Origin of the sequence: Cohnella sp. 56, assembly GCF_037963805.1 — a bacterium.
Taxonomy (GTDB): domain Bacteria; phylum Bacillota; class Bacilli; order Paenibacillales; family Paenibacillaceae; genus Cohnella.
Genome location: NZ_JAZDQE010000029.1, coordinates 36,145 through 52,173 on the forward strand (window position 1 = coordinate 36,145; position 16,029 = coordinate 52,173).

Consider the following 16,029-nt stretch of genomic DNA (forward strand, 5'->3'; position numbering starts at 1 on the left):
AGAAAGGAAGGTTGAATAATGCAGAGCTTGAACCGGGCAATGAGGATGCTAAGCACGCTGCTTATCGCTATTGCATTATTTGCAAGCGCTATCATGCCGGCCGGCGCCGTCACAACTTCGGATTACAGCGAGCAGGTGGCCTATACGGACGCCAGCCACGCCAAGATCACGTTCGTCTCGCTTGTCTCGTCGACCTACGTCTACGTGCACTACAAGGTCAACAACGGACAAGATTTGAACTATCTGATGGGCCAGAGCGGCAATACATGGACGTACGATGTCGGCGGGCTGAGCGCCGGCGATGTCATCACCTACTGGTACACGTATCAGAAAGGAACGACCCAGTACGACACGCCGCAATGGGGCTACAGCTACACGCATACCGCCCAGACGGGCACGGTCGCGACGCCGACATTCAGCCCGGCGGGCGGCACCTACAGCGCCGCGCAGACGGTGACGATCGCGAGCGCGACGAGCGGCGCGACGATCTACTACACGACGAACGGCGCGACCCCGACGACGTCGTCGAGCGTATACAGCGGGCCGATCACCGTATCGGCCAGCCTGACGCTGAAGGCGATGGCCGTCAAGTCGGGCCTGACCAACTCGGCCGTCGCCACGGCCGCGTATACGATCGGCACCCCGTCGACGGGCTTGGCCAAGTTCGAGCCGGCCGACGGCAAGACGATCATCGCGATCGGCCAGGACAAGAACGAGATGGACGCGTACCAGGCGCTGACCGATATCCCCGATCAGGCGGGCTATATGATCTACACGTCGACGATGGATGCCGGCGGGATGACGGGCCCGGTTGACAAGGGCGCGGGCATCAACGACTTCGCCTATTGGGCCGCGAACAAGACGAATTCGGTCGCCCAGCTTGGCATCGACATGGTCGATTACGACGGCAACCCGGTCGGGCAGCAGGAAGTGGATAAGGTGGCCTCTGGCCAGCGGGACACGAACCTGATCACGATCGCGACGGCGGTCAAAAATGCCGGGAAGCCCGTATTCGTACGCATCGGCTACGAGGCGGACAGTCCGTGGAACAAATACGAGGCCGCCAGCTACATCAAGGCGTTCAAGCATGTGCACGACATCTTCAGACAGCAGGGCGTAGGCAACGCCGCGTTCGTATGGAGCCTCGTCGGATACGGCAACGCCGGCGGTCCCGCCCCTTATTACTCGCCGGTGCCGATCGAGTCGTGGTACCCCGGCGACGACTACGTCGACTGGGTATCGATCAGCTGGTTCGGCTGGCAGACCTCCGCGGACGAGACGACCGCCGCGCAGAGCAGGCAGGACGCGGTATCCTTCGCCGCCAACCATCACAAGCCGCTCATGATCGCCGAGGCGACGCCGCGCACGTACAACAACATGCTGCTGACCAACTCGTCCACCTGGAACAACTACTTCCAGAAGATCTTCGACTTCATTGCAGCCAACAACGTCAAGATGTTCTGCTATATCAACCAGAACTGGGGCGTGCAGCCGATCTTCTCCGACCCGATGTGGGGCGACTCTCGCATCCAGCAGTCCGGCGCCGGCTACATCTACGACAAGTGGAAAACGGAAGTGACGAAGTCCAGATACTTGAATTCTTCGTCCGGCCTGTACGCGGCCATCGGCTTCAACCCGACCGCGCCAGCGGCGCCTGTCGTGACGAGGCCGACCTATTCGCTGCCGGGCCGCGTCCAAGCCGAGCAGTGGTCCGACGCCAAGAGCGTATACAATACGCCGCTGCCCGGCACCGGCAACAACATGGCGCTCTGCTGGCTCTCGTCGAACAGCACGATGAGCTACAAGACGAATGTGACTGCCGCAGGCTCGTATCGCTTTAAATTAAGAATCGCCAACGGCTCCGGCACGTCGACGACGGCCACGGTCAAGGTGGACGGCACGACGGTCGCCACGATCAGCATACCGACGACGGCCGACTGGGATACGTACGCGGACGCCGTCAGCGCCGCGGTCAACCTGACGTCCGGCGCGCACACGATCACGTTCCAGCCGGGCGGCACCTTCAACTTCGACTGGTTCGAAGTGAATCCGTAAGACCGCACGCAGCACGATCGCTGCAACGCATCGTGCCCGGCGCATCGCCGGCCATCGCTGCCGCCCGAGTCCAAGGCGGGCGGCGGCGATCGGCCCGTCCGGGCCAAATCAACGGAAATCGAGGAAACATCATGCTCATTCAGAAAAACACGGTTATCCGGCATGGCGAGGCGTCCCGCAAGAGCCGCCCTACGCTGCTGCGCAAGCTGGCGCGCCAGCGAAATCTGCAGTTCATGGTGCTGCCGGGCATCGTCTGGATGTTTATTTTCTGCTACATTCCGATCTTCTGGCTCATCATCGCGTTCAAGGAGTACGACATCACGAAGCCGATGCTGGACGCGCCCTGGGTCGGCCTGAAGCAGTTCAAGGAGATGTTCGCCGACAGCCGGTTCTACGAGGTGCTGGTCAACACGGCGGGCATCAGCTTCTACAAGCTGATCGTCGCGTTCCCGATCCCGATCCTGTTCGCGCTGCTGCTCAACGAGATCGTCAGCCCGCGGTTCAAGAAGCTGATCCAGACGGTGACGTATTTGCCCCACTTTATATCGTGGGCGATCTTCGGCGGCATCCTGCTCAACTGGCTGTCGGATACCGGATTCGTGAACAACGTGCTGATCGCGCTTCATCTGCAGAGCGAGCCGGTCTTCTACAACTCCGTTCCCGACTACTTCTGGGGCATCGCCGTCACCTCGGACGTGTGGAAGGAGATGGGCTGGAACGCCATCATCTATATCGCCGCCATCTCGACGATCGACCAGGACATCTATCAATCGGCCGATATCGACGGCGCGGGCCGGTTCCGCAAGATGTGGTATATCACCGTCCAGAACATCCGTCCCACGATCGCCATCTTGTTCATATTGGCTGTCAGCAACGTGCTGAGCGGCAGCTTCGAGCAGATCTTCGTCCTGCGCAACAACATGAACCTGCCCAAGAGCGAGACGCTGGACCTGTTCGTCTACAACATGGGCATCGTGAGCGGCCGATTTTCGTATTCGACGGCGGTGCTGCTGTGCAGATCCGTCGTGTCGCTGCTGCTCCTGCTGCTCGCGAACTTCGTCTCCAGGAAGCTGACCAAGGAATCGCTTTTTTAGCCGCCGAACCGACAGGCATCTCCGGCACAAACGTAAACGCGAGGAGTCATGCGTATGGAAGCCACACCGATCCGCAAGCGCAGAACGACGGATATGTTCAATATTTTCAACGGGCTCGGCATGCTCCTGATCTGCCTGTCCACGATCTATCCGATCTGGTACATCGTCATCAACTCGGTCACGGGCACCGAAGAATCGATCCGCCAATCCGTCAACCTCTGGCCGAGCACGTTCTCGACGGACAGCTACCGCGTCGTGTTCCAGAACAGCGGCCTGCTGACCTCATTCGGCATCAGCGTCGCGAGGACGGTGCTGGCGACCGCGATTCACGTCTTCTTCACGGCGATGGTCGCGTACGGATTGTCCAAAAAGCACCTGCTCGGCAGAAAGCTCTACATGCTGATCGGCATCGTCACCATGCTGTTCAACGGAGGGCTCATCCCGACCTTCCTGCTGATCCAGAACCTGCACCTGTACGATACGTTTCTCGTTTACATCATTCCGACGATGTTCAGCTTCTACAATCTGATTATTTTCGTCAGCTTCTTCAATTCCTTGCCGGAGAGTCTCGAGGAATCGGCCAAGGTGGACGGAGCCAACGAATTCACCGTATTTCTGCGGATCGTCATCCCGTGCTCGAAGGCGGTGTTCGCGACGCTCGCGCTGTTCGTCGGGGTGTACAACTGGAACGACTACTTCTTCGGCGTCATCTATGTCGACAATGAATCGCTGCGTCCGATCCAGACGCTCCTGTACAAGATCGTATCGGAAAATTCGGTAACCCTGCTCCAGCAGCAGGCGATGAACTCCATGGGCAAGCGGATCTCGCCCGACTCCATCAAGTTCGCGACGATGGTCGTCGCGACCGTCCCGATCGTCGTCGTATACCCGTTCCTTCAACGCTACTTCGTGAAGGGCTTTATGATAGGCTCCATCAAAGGCTGAGCGCAGGCTTTACGTTCCTATGGAACTCATTATATATAATCTCTAGGGGAGGCTTCACAATGAGCAGGAAGATCCATGCAAGCATGTCGGCAGCGCTCGCGGCTTCGCTGATGGCGGCGGTGCTGGGCGGGTGCTCGTCCGACAATAACGCCAAGTCGTCCGCGAGTCCGGCTCCAGGCACGGCGGAGGCCACGGCCACGGCTGCGCAATCCGCCGACGCGACGCAGTCCGCATCCGCGACGGCGAGCGGGCCCGATGCCGACCAGCCGGGGTGGCAGCTCGACACGTCGCCGATTACGTTCAAATGGTTCCTCGACGCGAGCTGGTATCAATTCAAGTGGGGAGACAGCCTCGTCTCCAAGTACATTACCGAAAAGACGGGCGTCACCATCGACTTCGACGTGCCGTCCGGAGACCCGAACCAGAAGCTGACGACGATGATCGCCTCCAATTCGCTGCCTGACTTCCTGTCGGTCGGCTTCTGGGAGGACAGCTTCAAGAAGCTGCAGGAGAGCGGCATGGTGTACGCGCTGAACGAGCTGGCGGATCAGTACGATCCCTACTTCTTCAAGGTGGCGGGCGATGCGTCGCTGAAGTGGTATAAGCAGCCCGACGGCAATACCTACGTCATGCCGAACGAAGCGTACACCGTATCCGACATGAAGGCGACCGGCGTCACCAACGCCAACCAGACCTTCCTCGTCCGCAAAGACCTGTACGAGGAGATCGGCTCTCCGGACATGCGCACGCCCGAAGGCTTCCTCGGCGCGCTGCGGACGATCAAGGAGAAGTACGGCACGTACAAAGGGCAGAAGATCATTCCCTTCTACGCGCAGGGCGCGTCGACTTCGGGCGTGTACGGCCTCGAAGAGCTGCTCATGAACATGCTGGCCATCCCGTACGAGAAGGACGGGAAAATCTACGACCGCTACACGGACCCGGAATACGTCAAGTGGCTGAAGACGCTGAACCAGGCTTACCGCGAGAAGCTGATCACGATCGACTTCATGGTGGACCAGGCGCCCCAGGTCAACCAGAAGATGAACAACGCCAACTACTTCAGCATGCTGCAGGAGTGGACCGGCATCGAGGCCGCCATTCCCGTTATGAGCAAGCAGGACCCGAGCATCGTGTACGAGGCGATCGACGGACCTTCGAACAGCAATCTGGACCCCGCGCAGATTTTCCCGGGCAGCATGACCGGCTGGCTGCCGGTCATGATCTCCAAAAACACGAAAAATCCCGAGCGCGCGATTCGTTTCCTGAGCTATCTGGCCAGCGAGGAAGGGCAGAAGGATATTTTCCTCGGCAAGAAGGGCGAGACCTGGGACACGATCGACGGCAAGGATCAACTGCTGCCCGAGGTCAAAAAGGCATACGACGAGGACCAGACGGCGTTCGGGCAAAAGTACGGCGCGGTAGACACCTACTGGCAGATGCGCAATCCGGTCGTCGTCTCCCAGTGGAGACCGGCCAAGATCGCGCCGGTGCAGCAGATGACCGACTGGGCCAACAAGCATGCCGACTTCACGAAGGTATACGCCAAGGACCTGGACCCGCTCGGCAACTCGCCTGAGGGCGTCGCGTTCACGAAGATTCAGCAAGTGTACGGACAGACGCTGCCGAAGCTGCTCACCGCCAAGTCGGAGGCCGAGTTCGACAAGCTGTGGAGCGGATTCGTCGGCGAGCGCGCCAAGCTCGGCTTCGACCTCGTCCAGCAGTACAGGCAGCAGCAGCTGGAGATGCTCAAAGCCAAGCTGGCGGAATAACCGGCGTTATGTTACATCTATAGTGAGCGCGCGGCGGAGGGTAGCGGGACGGCACAGTCCCGCTACCCGCATTGCCGCTCCGCTACGGAGGCCGCCCTGACGGCTCCCGGGACGCACAACCGCAGAAGGTGAAGCCGCCCATGCCCAGAAGGCCCGAATCGATCGCCCGGCTGGTCGGATATGTCCAGGGTTTAAGCATATCCGCCAAGTTCGTCCTCATGTACGTCATCGTTTTTGCCGTACCGATTTTTGTCTATGCCTTCTATTCCTTCAACAACACGACCGCCAGCATGCAGGCCGGCTACAGCCGGCAGAGCCTCGACAATCTCGAAGCCGTATTCGAGCATATCAACCGGAACATCGATACGAGCGAGACCGTGATCGGCACGGCGCTCGACAACGACCGGTTCCTCGAATTCATCGATGGCGACATGACCCAGGACGATCTGGCTTTGATCGGCTTCAAGCAGAATGAATACGATCAGATGGTCAATCTGAAGAACCTCAACCCGACGATCAACAATATTACTTTTTATATGGATAACGAGCTTATTTACGAGCTTCCGCCCGTGCTGGTCGGCAAGGCGGCTTTTCAGGATTCCGCGCTGTTCGATCGGCTGATCCGGATGCGGGGGAGGGAATACTTCCGAATCAACCGGGACGACAGAAATGCCGTCGGCGTCCCCGTGCATGTCGTCTCCCTGTACAGAGGCATTACGGACCACCGGCAGCATGAGGGCGTCATTGAAGTAAACATGCAGCAGAACCTGTTTTTCCAGGACCTGTACGACAACGCCGAGGAAGAGAACGAGCTGCTGCTCGTGCTGAAGGCGGATGAGCCGCATGCGCTGCTTTTTAACGAGAATAGCGCCTTTTACAAAAAGAGAATGCCCGCATTCGCCGATCTGTCCGCGAATTTGACAGCGCATACGGGCAAAGAAAAAGAGTCCTACCGGTTCGAGACGTCCGGCGAGCGGTTCGCCGCGAATGCCAAATATATCAGAAAAATGGACGCCTATCTGATACAGGTCTACTCCCTCGAGGGAATCACCGGCAAGGTCCGCGACGTGCGCAACCGGATTCTGATCGCCGTCCTCGTCGCGATCTCGGTGCTCGGCATCGTGACGTATGCGCTGTCGTCCCTGCTGCTCAAAAAGCTGGGCGTCGTCGTCGCCTCCATGCGCAGGGTGCAGGCGGGCGATCTGAACGTGGTCGTCCCGGTCCGCGGCGGAGACGAGCTCGACGCACTCGCGGGTCACTTCAACCATACGCTCGTGAAGGTCAAAGATCTGATCGCGCAGCTGCTCGCCAAGGAGCTGGCGGTCAATGCGGCCGAGAACAAGGCGCTGCAGTCTCAGATCAATTCCCATTTTGTCTACAATGTGCTGGAATCGATACGCATGCTCGCCGAGGCGGAGGATAAGCCGGACATTTCGGAGGCCGTTTTTGCGCTGGGCAAGATGATGAGATACAGCATGAAGGGACAGGGGCAGCATGTCAGACTGTCCGAGGAAGCGGCGATGGCCGGGACCTATGTCACGCTGATGAACATCGTGTCCGATACGCGGGTCGAACTGACCGTGGAGATCGCCGGGGAACTGGAGCAATGTCTGGTCCCGAAGCTGTCGATCGAACCGCTGGTCGAGAACGCGGTCACCCACGGCATCGAGCCGAAGGGCGAGGACGGCTCGGTCGCGATCGTCGTCACGCGCCGCGGCGACAGCCTGATCGTCGCGGTCGTCGACGACGGCGCCGGCCTGGACGACCGCGAGCTGGCGCGGATCAACGGCGCGCTCGACGAGGAGGACGTTAGCCGGATCGAGCTGGCCAGCAAGAGCGGGATCGGCCTGTTCAACGTTCATCGCCGAATACGGCTGCTGTACGGCAAGTCCTACGGCATCTCGATCGCCAGCGAGAAGGATGTCTATACGCGCGTGGAGATGCGCTTGCCCTGTAACCGGAATATAGGGGGTTGGTAATCCATGATCAAGGTTGCGGTCGTCGACGATAAAAAGCTGATTCGTCAGGGCATCGTGTCCCTGCTGCGGAAGGCGGCGCCGGATATCGAGATCGTCGCCGAATTCGGGAACGGCGCCGAAGCGCTGGACTTCCTGCGGACGGAGGCGGTCGACCTCGTCGTGACCGATATCCGGATGCCCCGCATGGACGGCATCGCGCTGATGGAGCATGCGCGGGAGCTGCCGCATACGCCGAAGTTCATCGTGCTCAGCGAATACGACGAATTCAAATATGCGCAGCAGAGCATCGAGCACGGGGCGAGAGCTTATATTCTGAAGCCCGTGGACAAGGCCGAGCTGATCCGGGTCGTCGCCAGAGTGGCCGGGGAGATCGAACGGGACCAGGGTATCCATCAGAAGGAAGATCAAATTTTGGCCAAAGAGAAAAAATTGATGGAGGAGGAGCTGCGGCTCGCACTGCTGAGCGGCATTCATTCGGACGCGGCGATGGAGCGGCTTGCGCAAAGGAGATGGCTGTCCGGCGGCTCTCCCTTTTACGTCTCCTTGTTCCTATGCGACGAATCGGCGCTTGCGCAGGGCGGCGGACCGCTGCCGACCGGCTTGAGCCCGGCCGCACAAGCGCATGAGAACATGCCGTCCGGCGAGATGCTCGCGCTGGAGCTCGGCAGGTCGACGCTGATTCTCTCGGTCAGCGAGGAGCGGATCGTCGGGCTGGCCGACGGCCTGCGTCGTGACGGACGCTGCGCCGCTGCGGCTATGAGCGGACCGTGTGCGGACGGGAGAGAGCTCCGGCGCGGCTATGCGGAGGCCGAGCAAGCGCTCAAGTACCGATATTTATATCCCGGTCGGACGATGATTCGCTATGCCGACATCTCCCGCCCGCACGGAGACGATCCGCTGCCTGGCGCGGACATCGACAAGCTCATCCTGCTGGTCGGCACCGGCAAGCTCGCGCAGCTCGACGAGCTGTTATCGCGCATTTTCGACCGGGATACGATCGTCCGCAACAGCATCGAATATTTGGAAGGGACCGTCAAGCACTTCTATGCGGCGCTGGCGGATCTGGCGGGGGCGCTCTCGCACAAAGGCTCCGAGGCGCTCAAAAAGTATGACAGCCTGGGCGATTTGTACCACTATGACGGCATGAAGTCCTACCTGTCCAGCGCCGCCGAGTTCGTTCGCGTGCTGGATCACGACATGGCCGCCATGAAGAGCGCGTATCTGACCAGCCACGAGATCGAGAAGGCGATCGCCTACATGGAAAAAAACTATGACAAGGACATCAGCCTCACGACCGTCTCCAATTACGTTTCCATGAATTACTCCTATTTCTCGCATCTGTTCAGGGCGAAAACCGGGGTTAGCTTCGTGGAATATTTGAGAAAAATCCGAATCGCCAAGGCGATGGAGCTATTATCCCGCTCGCAGCTGAAAATCAGCGAAATATCCGACAAGGTCGGCTTTAACAGCTACAAGCACTTTACCCGTTCGTTCACGGAGTCGGTCGGCATCTCGCCGATCGAATTCAGGGAGCAAAAGCAAACGATGGAAAAAATGCTCGAGGAAACGACGCTTAAATAGAAGAAAGAAGGAAAAAGGAGGCTGGCAATCCGCATGAATCTGAACGATGTGTCCGCCGCCGTCCGTCCGCTGGCAGCGGGACGCGATGCGGTCAAGTTCGAGCCCGGGCGCGGCTTGATCTATTCCGGGGCCGGACAATGCATGGAGTCGGCGGCGGCGATGGTCCGCTCAGTGCCGGAAGACCGCAAGCCGGTGCTCATCGCGCTCTATGAAGGCTTGAACCGCGGCGGCTATTGGCGCAATCCCGACATACTGGAAGCCCACAACGTATTTCCCGGCGCCTATCTGCAGATCGGGCTGCAGCTGCCGATCCACGACGAGGGCGATCTGCGGGCGATCGGGGAAGGCGGCTACGATCCGCTGATCGACGAGATGGCCGGCGTCTACAAGAGCATCAAGCTGCCGATCTTCCTGCGGATCGGGTACGAGTTCGACGGCGAATGGAACGGCTACGATCCCGCCGCCTACAAGCGCGCATACAGGCGGATCGTCGACCGGATAAGCGCATATGGCGCGGACAATGTCGCATACGTCTGGAACACTTACATTGCCGACAACCGGCGCATGTGGGACTGGTACCCGGACGATCCCGATACGGGCACGGCCGACGGCGACCGCTACGTCGACTGGTTCAGCTTCAACACGATCACGCCGAACTTCGATGCCGCGTGGTACATGGAGCAGGCGGCTGCCCGCGGCAAGCCGGTCATGATCGGCGAGAGCTCCTATGCGATCGTGCCGCCGGACTATGCGTTCGGGACCTACATGCGGGATTTTATGAGCATGCTGACGAGCTATGGCATCCAGGGCTTCCAGTATATCAACTGGGAATGGCAGGTCTACCCCGCGATCGCGAACTGGCAGGACTGGGCCAACGGCAGATACACCGACGATCCGGCGCTCGTACGGCAGTACAATGCCTTGATGGACGACGAGCGCCTGATCTTCAGGGCTAGCGCCTACCGCGATCCGGTCGCACTGTTCGTCGACTGCGCGCGGGCGCTCGCGCCGTCCGACGCGGACGGCATCCCCTGGGAGCGGAGATTCGACCATTGCACGCTGAAGGACGGCTGCGACTATGCGCTCGCGAACGCCGTCGTCCGGTACGGGGACGGCTGGTTTCCCTACTGCGAGAGCGAGGGCGAGGGCGAAGCGCTGGAGCTGCAGCTGCGGCTGCATATTCCATCAGGCGTGTCCGGCAGCGTGATCCTGAATCTGAACGTGGGAAACGGCGCTTCGCTTGATGGAAGCGAGACGTATCTGATACGCGTCCAAGGGCAGATGTACGAGACGCGCGTGCGCAAGGGCGGATACCACAAGATTCCGGTCGCCGGAGAGACGGGTGATTCGGATCGGCCTCTCATCGTCTGTCTGTCGAACAGACGCAGGGGCGGCACCGTCAAGCTCGCGCAGTTCGGCTTCCTGACCCTATCCGGAGACGCGCTCACCATGCCGGGAGCGGTGCGAGCCGAGTCTGACGGGAGCGGTACAGCCGTCAGCTGGGAGCCGGTTGAAGGAGCGTACACGTACAACGTCTACAAGGACTATCAGCTGATCGGCATGACGGACGAAAACCGTTTTACGGACGCGGCTGCAGGCGACAGGCCCGGTGTCTACAGCGTATCCGCCTATGATCGCCAACGAGGCGAAGGTATTATGAGTTTCCCCGCAACCGCGCTTTAATCGTCCGCTTTGCCGCCGCGCGCTCTCCCGCGACCGAATTATTTTACTATTTTAGAAATGGAAGTGGGCGGCATTAAAATTTACGTCTCATGATATAGAACAGGAGCGAGGCACTGAGCCTCGCTCCTTCATTTGTTCCGCCCTCGCCGACACCAGCGGCGGGCGTCAATCCGATCTGTTAATAAGCCGTCCATCCCGCATCGGCCGCGATGATCTGGCCGTTCACGAAGCTGGACTCGTCGGAGCCGAGGAATACGGCAAGCCGCGCGATCTCTTCGGGCTGGCCGGCACGCGGCATCGTACCCAAGCCAGTACCTTGGCGGCCCGCGCCGAACTCGGAGATGTTGGTCATCGAAGCCTGGATATTCGTCATGACGCCGCCCGGCGCGATACCGTTGCAGCGGATGCCGGATTGCGCATACATGTACGCCGTATTTTTGGTCAATCCGGACACGGCGTGCTTCGATGCCGTATAGGCCGCGCCGGCGCGCGCCCCGCGCAGGCCGCCTGCGGATATATTGTTGACGATGACGCCATGGCCCTGCTCGAGGAACATATTCGTCGCGATTCGCATGGCGCGCATGACGCCGGTCGTATTGACGGCAAATACGCGGTCCCAGCGCTCGTCGCTGATCTCGCCGACAGGCTCCATCCCGTCCATAATGCCCGCGTTGTTGACCAGAATGTCCAACTTTCCGAAGGCCTCCCGGGTATCGGCGAACAAACGCTCCAGCTCGGCCAGCTCGGCTACATTGGCCTGGTTCGCGATGGCGGTGCCGCCGCTGGCGTTGATGCCTTCGGCTACCGCCTTGGCACCTTCAAAGTTGTAGTCGGACACGACAACCTTGGCGCCCTCCGCCGCATAGGCTTCGGCAATCGCTTTTCCCATGCCGGACGCCGCACCCGTTACGATCGCTACTTTATCGTTCAATCGCATCAGACATCCTCCTTCATTTATACTGTACATATGTTCAATAAAATTATAGTTTAAACCTGAAAGCGCACTCAATCAGCAAAAAAAAGCGGATTGTACAATATCCAACAAAAACGAAAAAACTGTTCGATAGAGGAGGCGCCATTTATTTGAATAAAAACGATCTCCGCGTCATTAAAACCAAACAAGGCATTCACCAGGCGCTGCTTAAGCTGCTCAAAAACAAGCCTTTGACGCACATCAAGGTAACGGAGCTGTGCAAGGAAGCGAAAATCAATCGCGGGACGTTTTATTTTCACTACGAAGAGGTCGGCGATGTATTCAAGCAATTTTTCGAGGAGATCATGCTCGATCTGAAGGATTCCTACAATGAGCCCTACAGGCATCACAATACGATCGACATCCATACGCTCGATCCGAAAACCGTACGCATCTTTCATCACATCAAGAAGTACGAGGATTTCTATAAAATCGTGCTGTCTCAGGACGTTTCGACCCAATATTATTACATGCTGTTTGACGAGATCAGATCGAACTTCATGACGGACAAGAATACGTCGTCGCTCGGGGACATAACCCCGTATTTCTTTTCCTACACGGCCAATGCGATCATCGGGCTCATCATCGAATGGTATCGCCACGATTTTCGGGAATCCGTCGATGACATGAATGAGCTGTTCGTCGGCATTATGAAAATGAAAATGTAGGTCTAGCTGCCGTCCCTGTAGCGGCCGGGGGTGACGCCGGCAAATTTCTTGAACTGACGCATGAAGTGGGTGTCGTGCTCATAGCCGCACATGGCGGCGATACGGGATACGGAATATGCGCTGTGCCGCAGCAAATACTTGGCGTATTCCAGCCTGCCGTTGATCATGTCGGTTACGACGGAGCAGCCGAACAGCTCTTTGTATAAATGCTGAAAATACGACTTGCTCAAGTTTAGCCTCGCGGCCAGCTCGTCAACGGACGGATGGCGCTGCGGCGAATTGTAGAGCTCGTCGCGCAGCTCGGAGAACTGACGGTAGTGGCGGCCCTGCTTTTCGGTGAAGGACATCTCGTGCAGATTGCTCAGCTTCATCAGCAGTGACCGAATCTCGGCGTCGACGATTCGCGCTCTGAGCGGGCCGCCGGCCTTCAGGATGCGGTGCATCTCCATGATGCTGCGGGAGATGAGCGAAGGATCGGATGCGGGCAGCAGCGTATTGAGGGGCAGTCTGAGCTCGGCGATGATCGCCGCCATGCCTTCGCCGGTGCAATGGAACCAGTCGTTGACGAACGGCAGCTCCGATTCGCGATACATATGAGGGGTATCCGGGCCGAACAATATGTACGAATCTCGCTCGCAGATCGTCCGGCTGCGGCCGACGACCACCTCGGAGCGGTTTCTGAAAAAGACGAAAGCATAGTCTCCCGAACCGTGCGGACGATCGATGACAATTCCGGTAGAATGCAAATAACGATATCCACAGCTCAGCAATTCGATCATTCCGGTCACCTCAATGCGAATAAAAGCAGAATAGGTCAGTTTATATCATCATAATCGATTGTCGTTTCTACTTCAAACTTCTACAATTTCAGTGAGTTGCCGGACTGCTCGGCCATTCGGGCCTTGCGTTCGCCGGCAAGCGGCGAATTCGGAGGAGGACAAAGACAATATGATCAAAGCCGTCGTACACGCCGACTGGTCAGTCGGGACGATTAACCGCAACATCTACGGACACTTCGCCGAGCACCTGGGCAGATGCATCTACGAGGGACTATGGGTCGGGGAGGACTCGCCGATTCCGAATACGGACGGCATCCGCAACGACGTTATCGAGGCGCTGCGCAAGCTGCGCGTGCCGGTGCTGCGCTGGCCGGGCGGCTGCTTCGCGGACGAATATCATTGGAAGGACGGCATCGGTCCGCGCGAGTCGCGCAAGCAGATGATCAACACGCACTGGGGCGGCGTCGTCGAGAACAATCACTTCGGGACGCATGAATTTTTCCGGCTGTGCGAGCTGATCGGGGCGGAGCCGTACATCTGCGGCAACGTCGGCAGCGGCACGGTCCACGAGATGGCGGAATGGCTCGAATATATGACCTCGGACGGCGACTCGCCGATGGCGAATCTGCGCCGGGCGAACGGCCGCGAAGAGCCGTGGAAGCTGACCTACTTCGGCGTCGGCAACGAGAACTGGGGCTGCGGAGGCAATATGCTGCCGGAGTTCTACGCGGATCTGTACCGTCAATTCCAGACCTACGCGCGCGAGCACGGGGGCAACAAGCTCTACAAAATTGCGGGCGGGGCCAACTCGGACGACTACCGCTGGACCGAAGTGATGATGAGGAAGGCGGAGCGTCATATGCACGGGCTCAGCCTTCACTATTACACGGTGCCCGGGACGTGGGAGCAAAAGGGATCGTCGACGGCGTTCAGCGAAGACGAATGGTTCGCGACGATGCACAAGGCGATGCGGATGGACGAGCTGCTGACCCGTCACGGTACGGTGATGGACGTACACGATCCGGCCAAGCGGGTAGGCATCATCGTCGACGAGTGGGGCACATGGTTCGATCCGGAGCCGGGCACGAATCCAGGGTTCCTGCATCAGCAGAACACGATGCGCGACGCGCTCGTCGCCGCGCTCCATCTGCACATTTTCCACAAGCATTGCGCACGCGTACAGATGGCCAATCTGGCCCAGCTCGCGAACGTCCTGCAAGCGGTCGTGCTGACGGACGGCGAGCGGATGCTGCTGACGCCGACGTACCATGTTCTGGAAATGTACAACGTGCACCAGGATGCGGAAGCGCTCGCAATCCATGGACAGTTCGGGGAATGCGCGTCTCAAGGGGAAGGCGGCGCGCTGGCGCAGGTCGGCGTCACGGCGTCCCGGAAGGACGGCGCGATTCATATCAGCCTCTACAACGTGGATCCGTCCCGCCCGGCCGAGCTTGACCTGGAGCTGCGCGGCGTCCTCGGCGCCCATGTCATTGCCGACGCCAAGCTGCTGTCGGCCGACGAGATGCATGCGCACAATACGTTCGCACAGCCGGACAGCGTCAAGCCGCAGCCGTATACGCAGGCGGCGATCGGGCAGGACGGCAAGCTCGCGGCGATCCTGCCGCCGGCGTCCGTGGCGGTCATCCGCCTGGTGCCGGCGCATTCCTCCTAAGCCACATAGCGGGCTGCCGCTGCGAACGAACGATATCCGTTCGAGCGCCGGCCCGTGCGAAGTACAAAGTCCGTCAGGGGACAGAGGACGAATCTGTCCCCTATCCCTCGTCCTCTGGCGGATATCCTCGCGTTTCCCCCTGCGCGCTGCCAATATGGCCAGCCTCCGCACGCCGAATAAGAATGTCGCACATCTTTATTTTGCCGATAATGCCCATCCCGCGCCGAATAAGAATGCCGCACATCTTTATTTTGCCGATAGTGCCCATCCCGCGCCGAATAAGAATGTCGCACATCTCTATTTTGCCGATAATGCCTATCCCGCGCCGAATAAGAATGCCGCACATCTTTATTTTGCCGATAATGCCCATCCCGCGCCGAATAAGAATGTCGCACATCTTTATTTTGCCGATAATGCCCATCCCGCGGCGAATAAGAATGCCGCACATCTTTATTTTGCCGATAATGCCCACCTCGCGCCGAATAAGAATGCCGCACATCTTTATTTTGCCGATAATGCCCATCCCGCGCCGAATAAGAATGTCGCACATCTTTATTTGCCATCCATACTTTCTCTCCAGGACCGAATCTCCGCAACGATTCGGATCCGTCATCCCAATCGTTGAATCCGTCATCGACCGAGCCGGGCATTGCCTATAAAATATAGTATACTCTTGATAGCTGATTCATCTTCCCAAGAAGCGACTAGTGCACTACTCTTGAAATAGCCAATCCATTACAAAAGCTTCTTGTGGAAAAGGGTAATGAAGAGAAACAGCTCTTTTCCAGGGAGGTTTCTTGTATGACCACCGGACCGAAGAAAGCAGAAGTG

At 58.8% G+C, this 16,029-nt stretch carries 12 protein-coding genes; 9 read left to right on the forward strand and 3 right to left on the reverse strand.

Features of this window, described 5'->3' with window-relative positions; genetic code table 11:
• The first annotated feature begins 39 nt into the window (after window positions 1-39).
• The 7 genes from VQ071_RS28695 (at window position 40) to VQ071_RS28725 (ending at window position 11,106) form a co-directional block, all read left to right on the forward strand.
• Window positions 40-2,055: a chitobiase/beta-hexosaminidase C-terminal domain-containing protein gene (locus VQ071_RS28695; RefSeq protein WP_340518324.1), complete on the forward strand. Its 2,016-nt coding sequence runs from the start codon at window positions 40-42 to the stop codon at window positions 2,053-2,055.
• 131 nt (window positions 2,056-2,186) lie between these two features.
• Window positions 2,187-3,149: an ABC transporter permease gene (locus tag VQ071_RS28700; RefSeq protein WP_340518326.1), complete on the forward strand. Its 963-nt coding sequence runs from the start codon at window positions 2,187-2,189 to the stop codon at window positions 3,147-3,149.
• Window positions 3,150-3,203: 54 nt separating this feature from the next.
• Entirely contained in the window at window positions 3,204-4,094 is an 891-nt protein-coding gene (locus VQ071_RS28705) for a carbohydrate ABC transporter permease (protein WP_340518327.1), read from the forward strand.
• Window positions 4,095-4,153: 59 nt separating this feature from the next.
• A complete protein-coding gene (locus tag VQ071_RS28710; protein ID WP_340518330.1) occupies window positions 4,154-5,863 on the forward strand; it encodes an extracellular solute-binding protein in 1,710 nt (569 codons plus the stop codon).
• Between the two features lie 140 nt (window positions 5,864-6,003).
• Window positions 6,004-7,842, forward strand: coding sequence for a sensor histidine kinase (locus VQ071_RS28715; RefSeq protein ID WP_340518332.1), 1,839 nt, complete (start codon window positions 6,004-6,006; stop codon window positions 7,840-7,842).
• A gap of 3 nt (window positions 7,843-7,845) precedes the next feature.
• The gene (locus VQ071_RS28720; protein ID WP_340518336.1) at window positions 7,846-9,423 is read left to right on the forward strand and encodes a response regulator; all 1,578 of its coding nucleotides are present in this window, start codon (window positions 7,846-7,848) and stop codon (window positions 9,421-9,423) included.
• Between the two features lie 33 nt (window positions 9,424-9,456).
• Complete coding sequence (locus VQ071_RS28725; protein ID WP_340518338.1) at window positions 9,457-11,106, forward strand: hypothetical protein; 1,650 nt, start codon at window positions 9,457-9,459, stop codon at window positions 11,104-11,106.
• 178 nt (window positions 11,107-11,284) lie between these two features.
• Here the strand turns inward: VQ071_RS28725 and VQ071_RS28730 are convergent, their stop codons facing one another.
• Window positions 11,285-12,043: an SDR family oxidoreductase gene (locus tag VQ071_RS28730; protein WP_340518340.1), complete on the reverse strand. Its 759-nt coding sequence runs from the start codon at window positions 12,041-12,043 to the stop codon at window positions 11,285-11,287.
• Window positions 12,044-12,189: 146 nt separating this feature from the next.
• On the opposite strand from VQ071_RS28730, the gene VQ071_RS28735 reads away from it, so the two are divergent.
• On the forward strand, window positions 12,190-12,747 hold the full coding sequence (locus VQ071_RS28735) for a TetR/AcrR family transcriptional regulator (protein ID WP_340518342.1): 558 nt from the start codon (window positions 12,190-12,192) through the stop codon (window positions 12,745-12,747).
• A gap of 2 nt (window positions 12,748-12,749) precedes the next feature.
• On the opposite strand, the gene VQ071_RS28740 is transcribed toward VQ071_RS28735, so the two are convergent.
• The gene (locus VQ071_RS28740; RefSeq protein WP_340518344.1) at window positions 12,750-13,526 is read right to left on the reverse strand and encodes a helix-turn-helix domain-containing protein; all 777 of its coding nucleotides are present in this window, start codon (window positions 13,524-13,526) and stop codon (window positions 12,750-12,752) included.
• A 169-nt stretch (window positions 13,527-13,695) separates the two neighbouring features.
• Here VQ071_RS28740 and VQ071_RS28745 point away from each other — a divergent pair, with 169 nt between their 5' ends.
• Complete coding sequence (locus VQ071_RS28745) at window positions 13,696-15,198, forward strand: alpha-N-arabinofuranosidase (RefSeq protein WP_340518347.1); 1,503 nt, start codon at window positions 13,696-13,698, stop codon at window positions 15,196-15,198.
• Window positions 15,199-15,298: 100 nt separating this feature from the next.
• On the opposite strand, the gene VQ071_RS28750 is transcribed toward VQ071_RS28745, so the two are convergent.
• Entirely contained in the window at window positions 15,299-15,748 is a 450-nt protein-coding gene (locus VQ071_RS28750) for a hypothetical protein (RefSeq protein WP_340518350.1), read from the reverse strand.
• Between the last annotated feature and the right edge of the window lie 281 nt (window positions 15,749-16,029).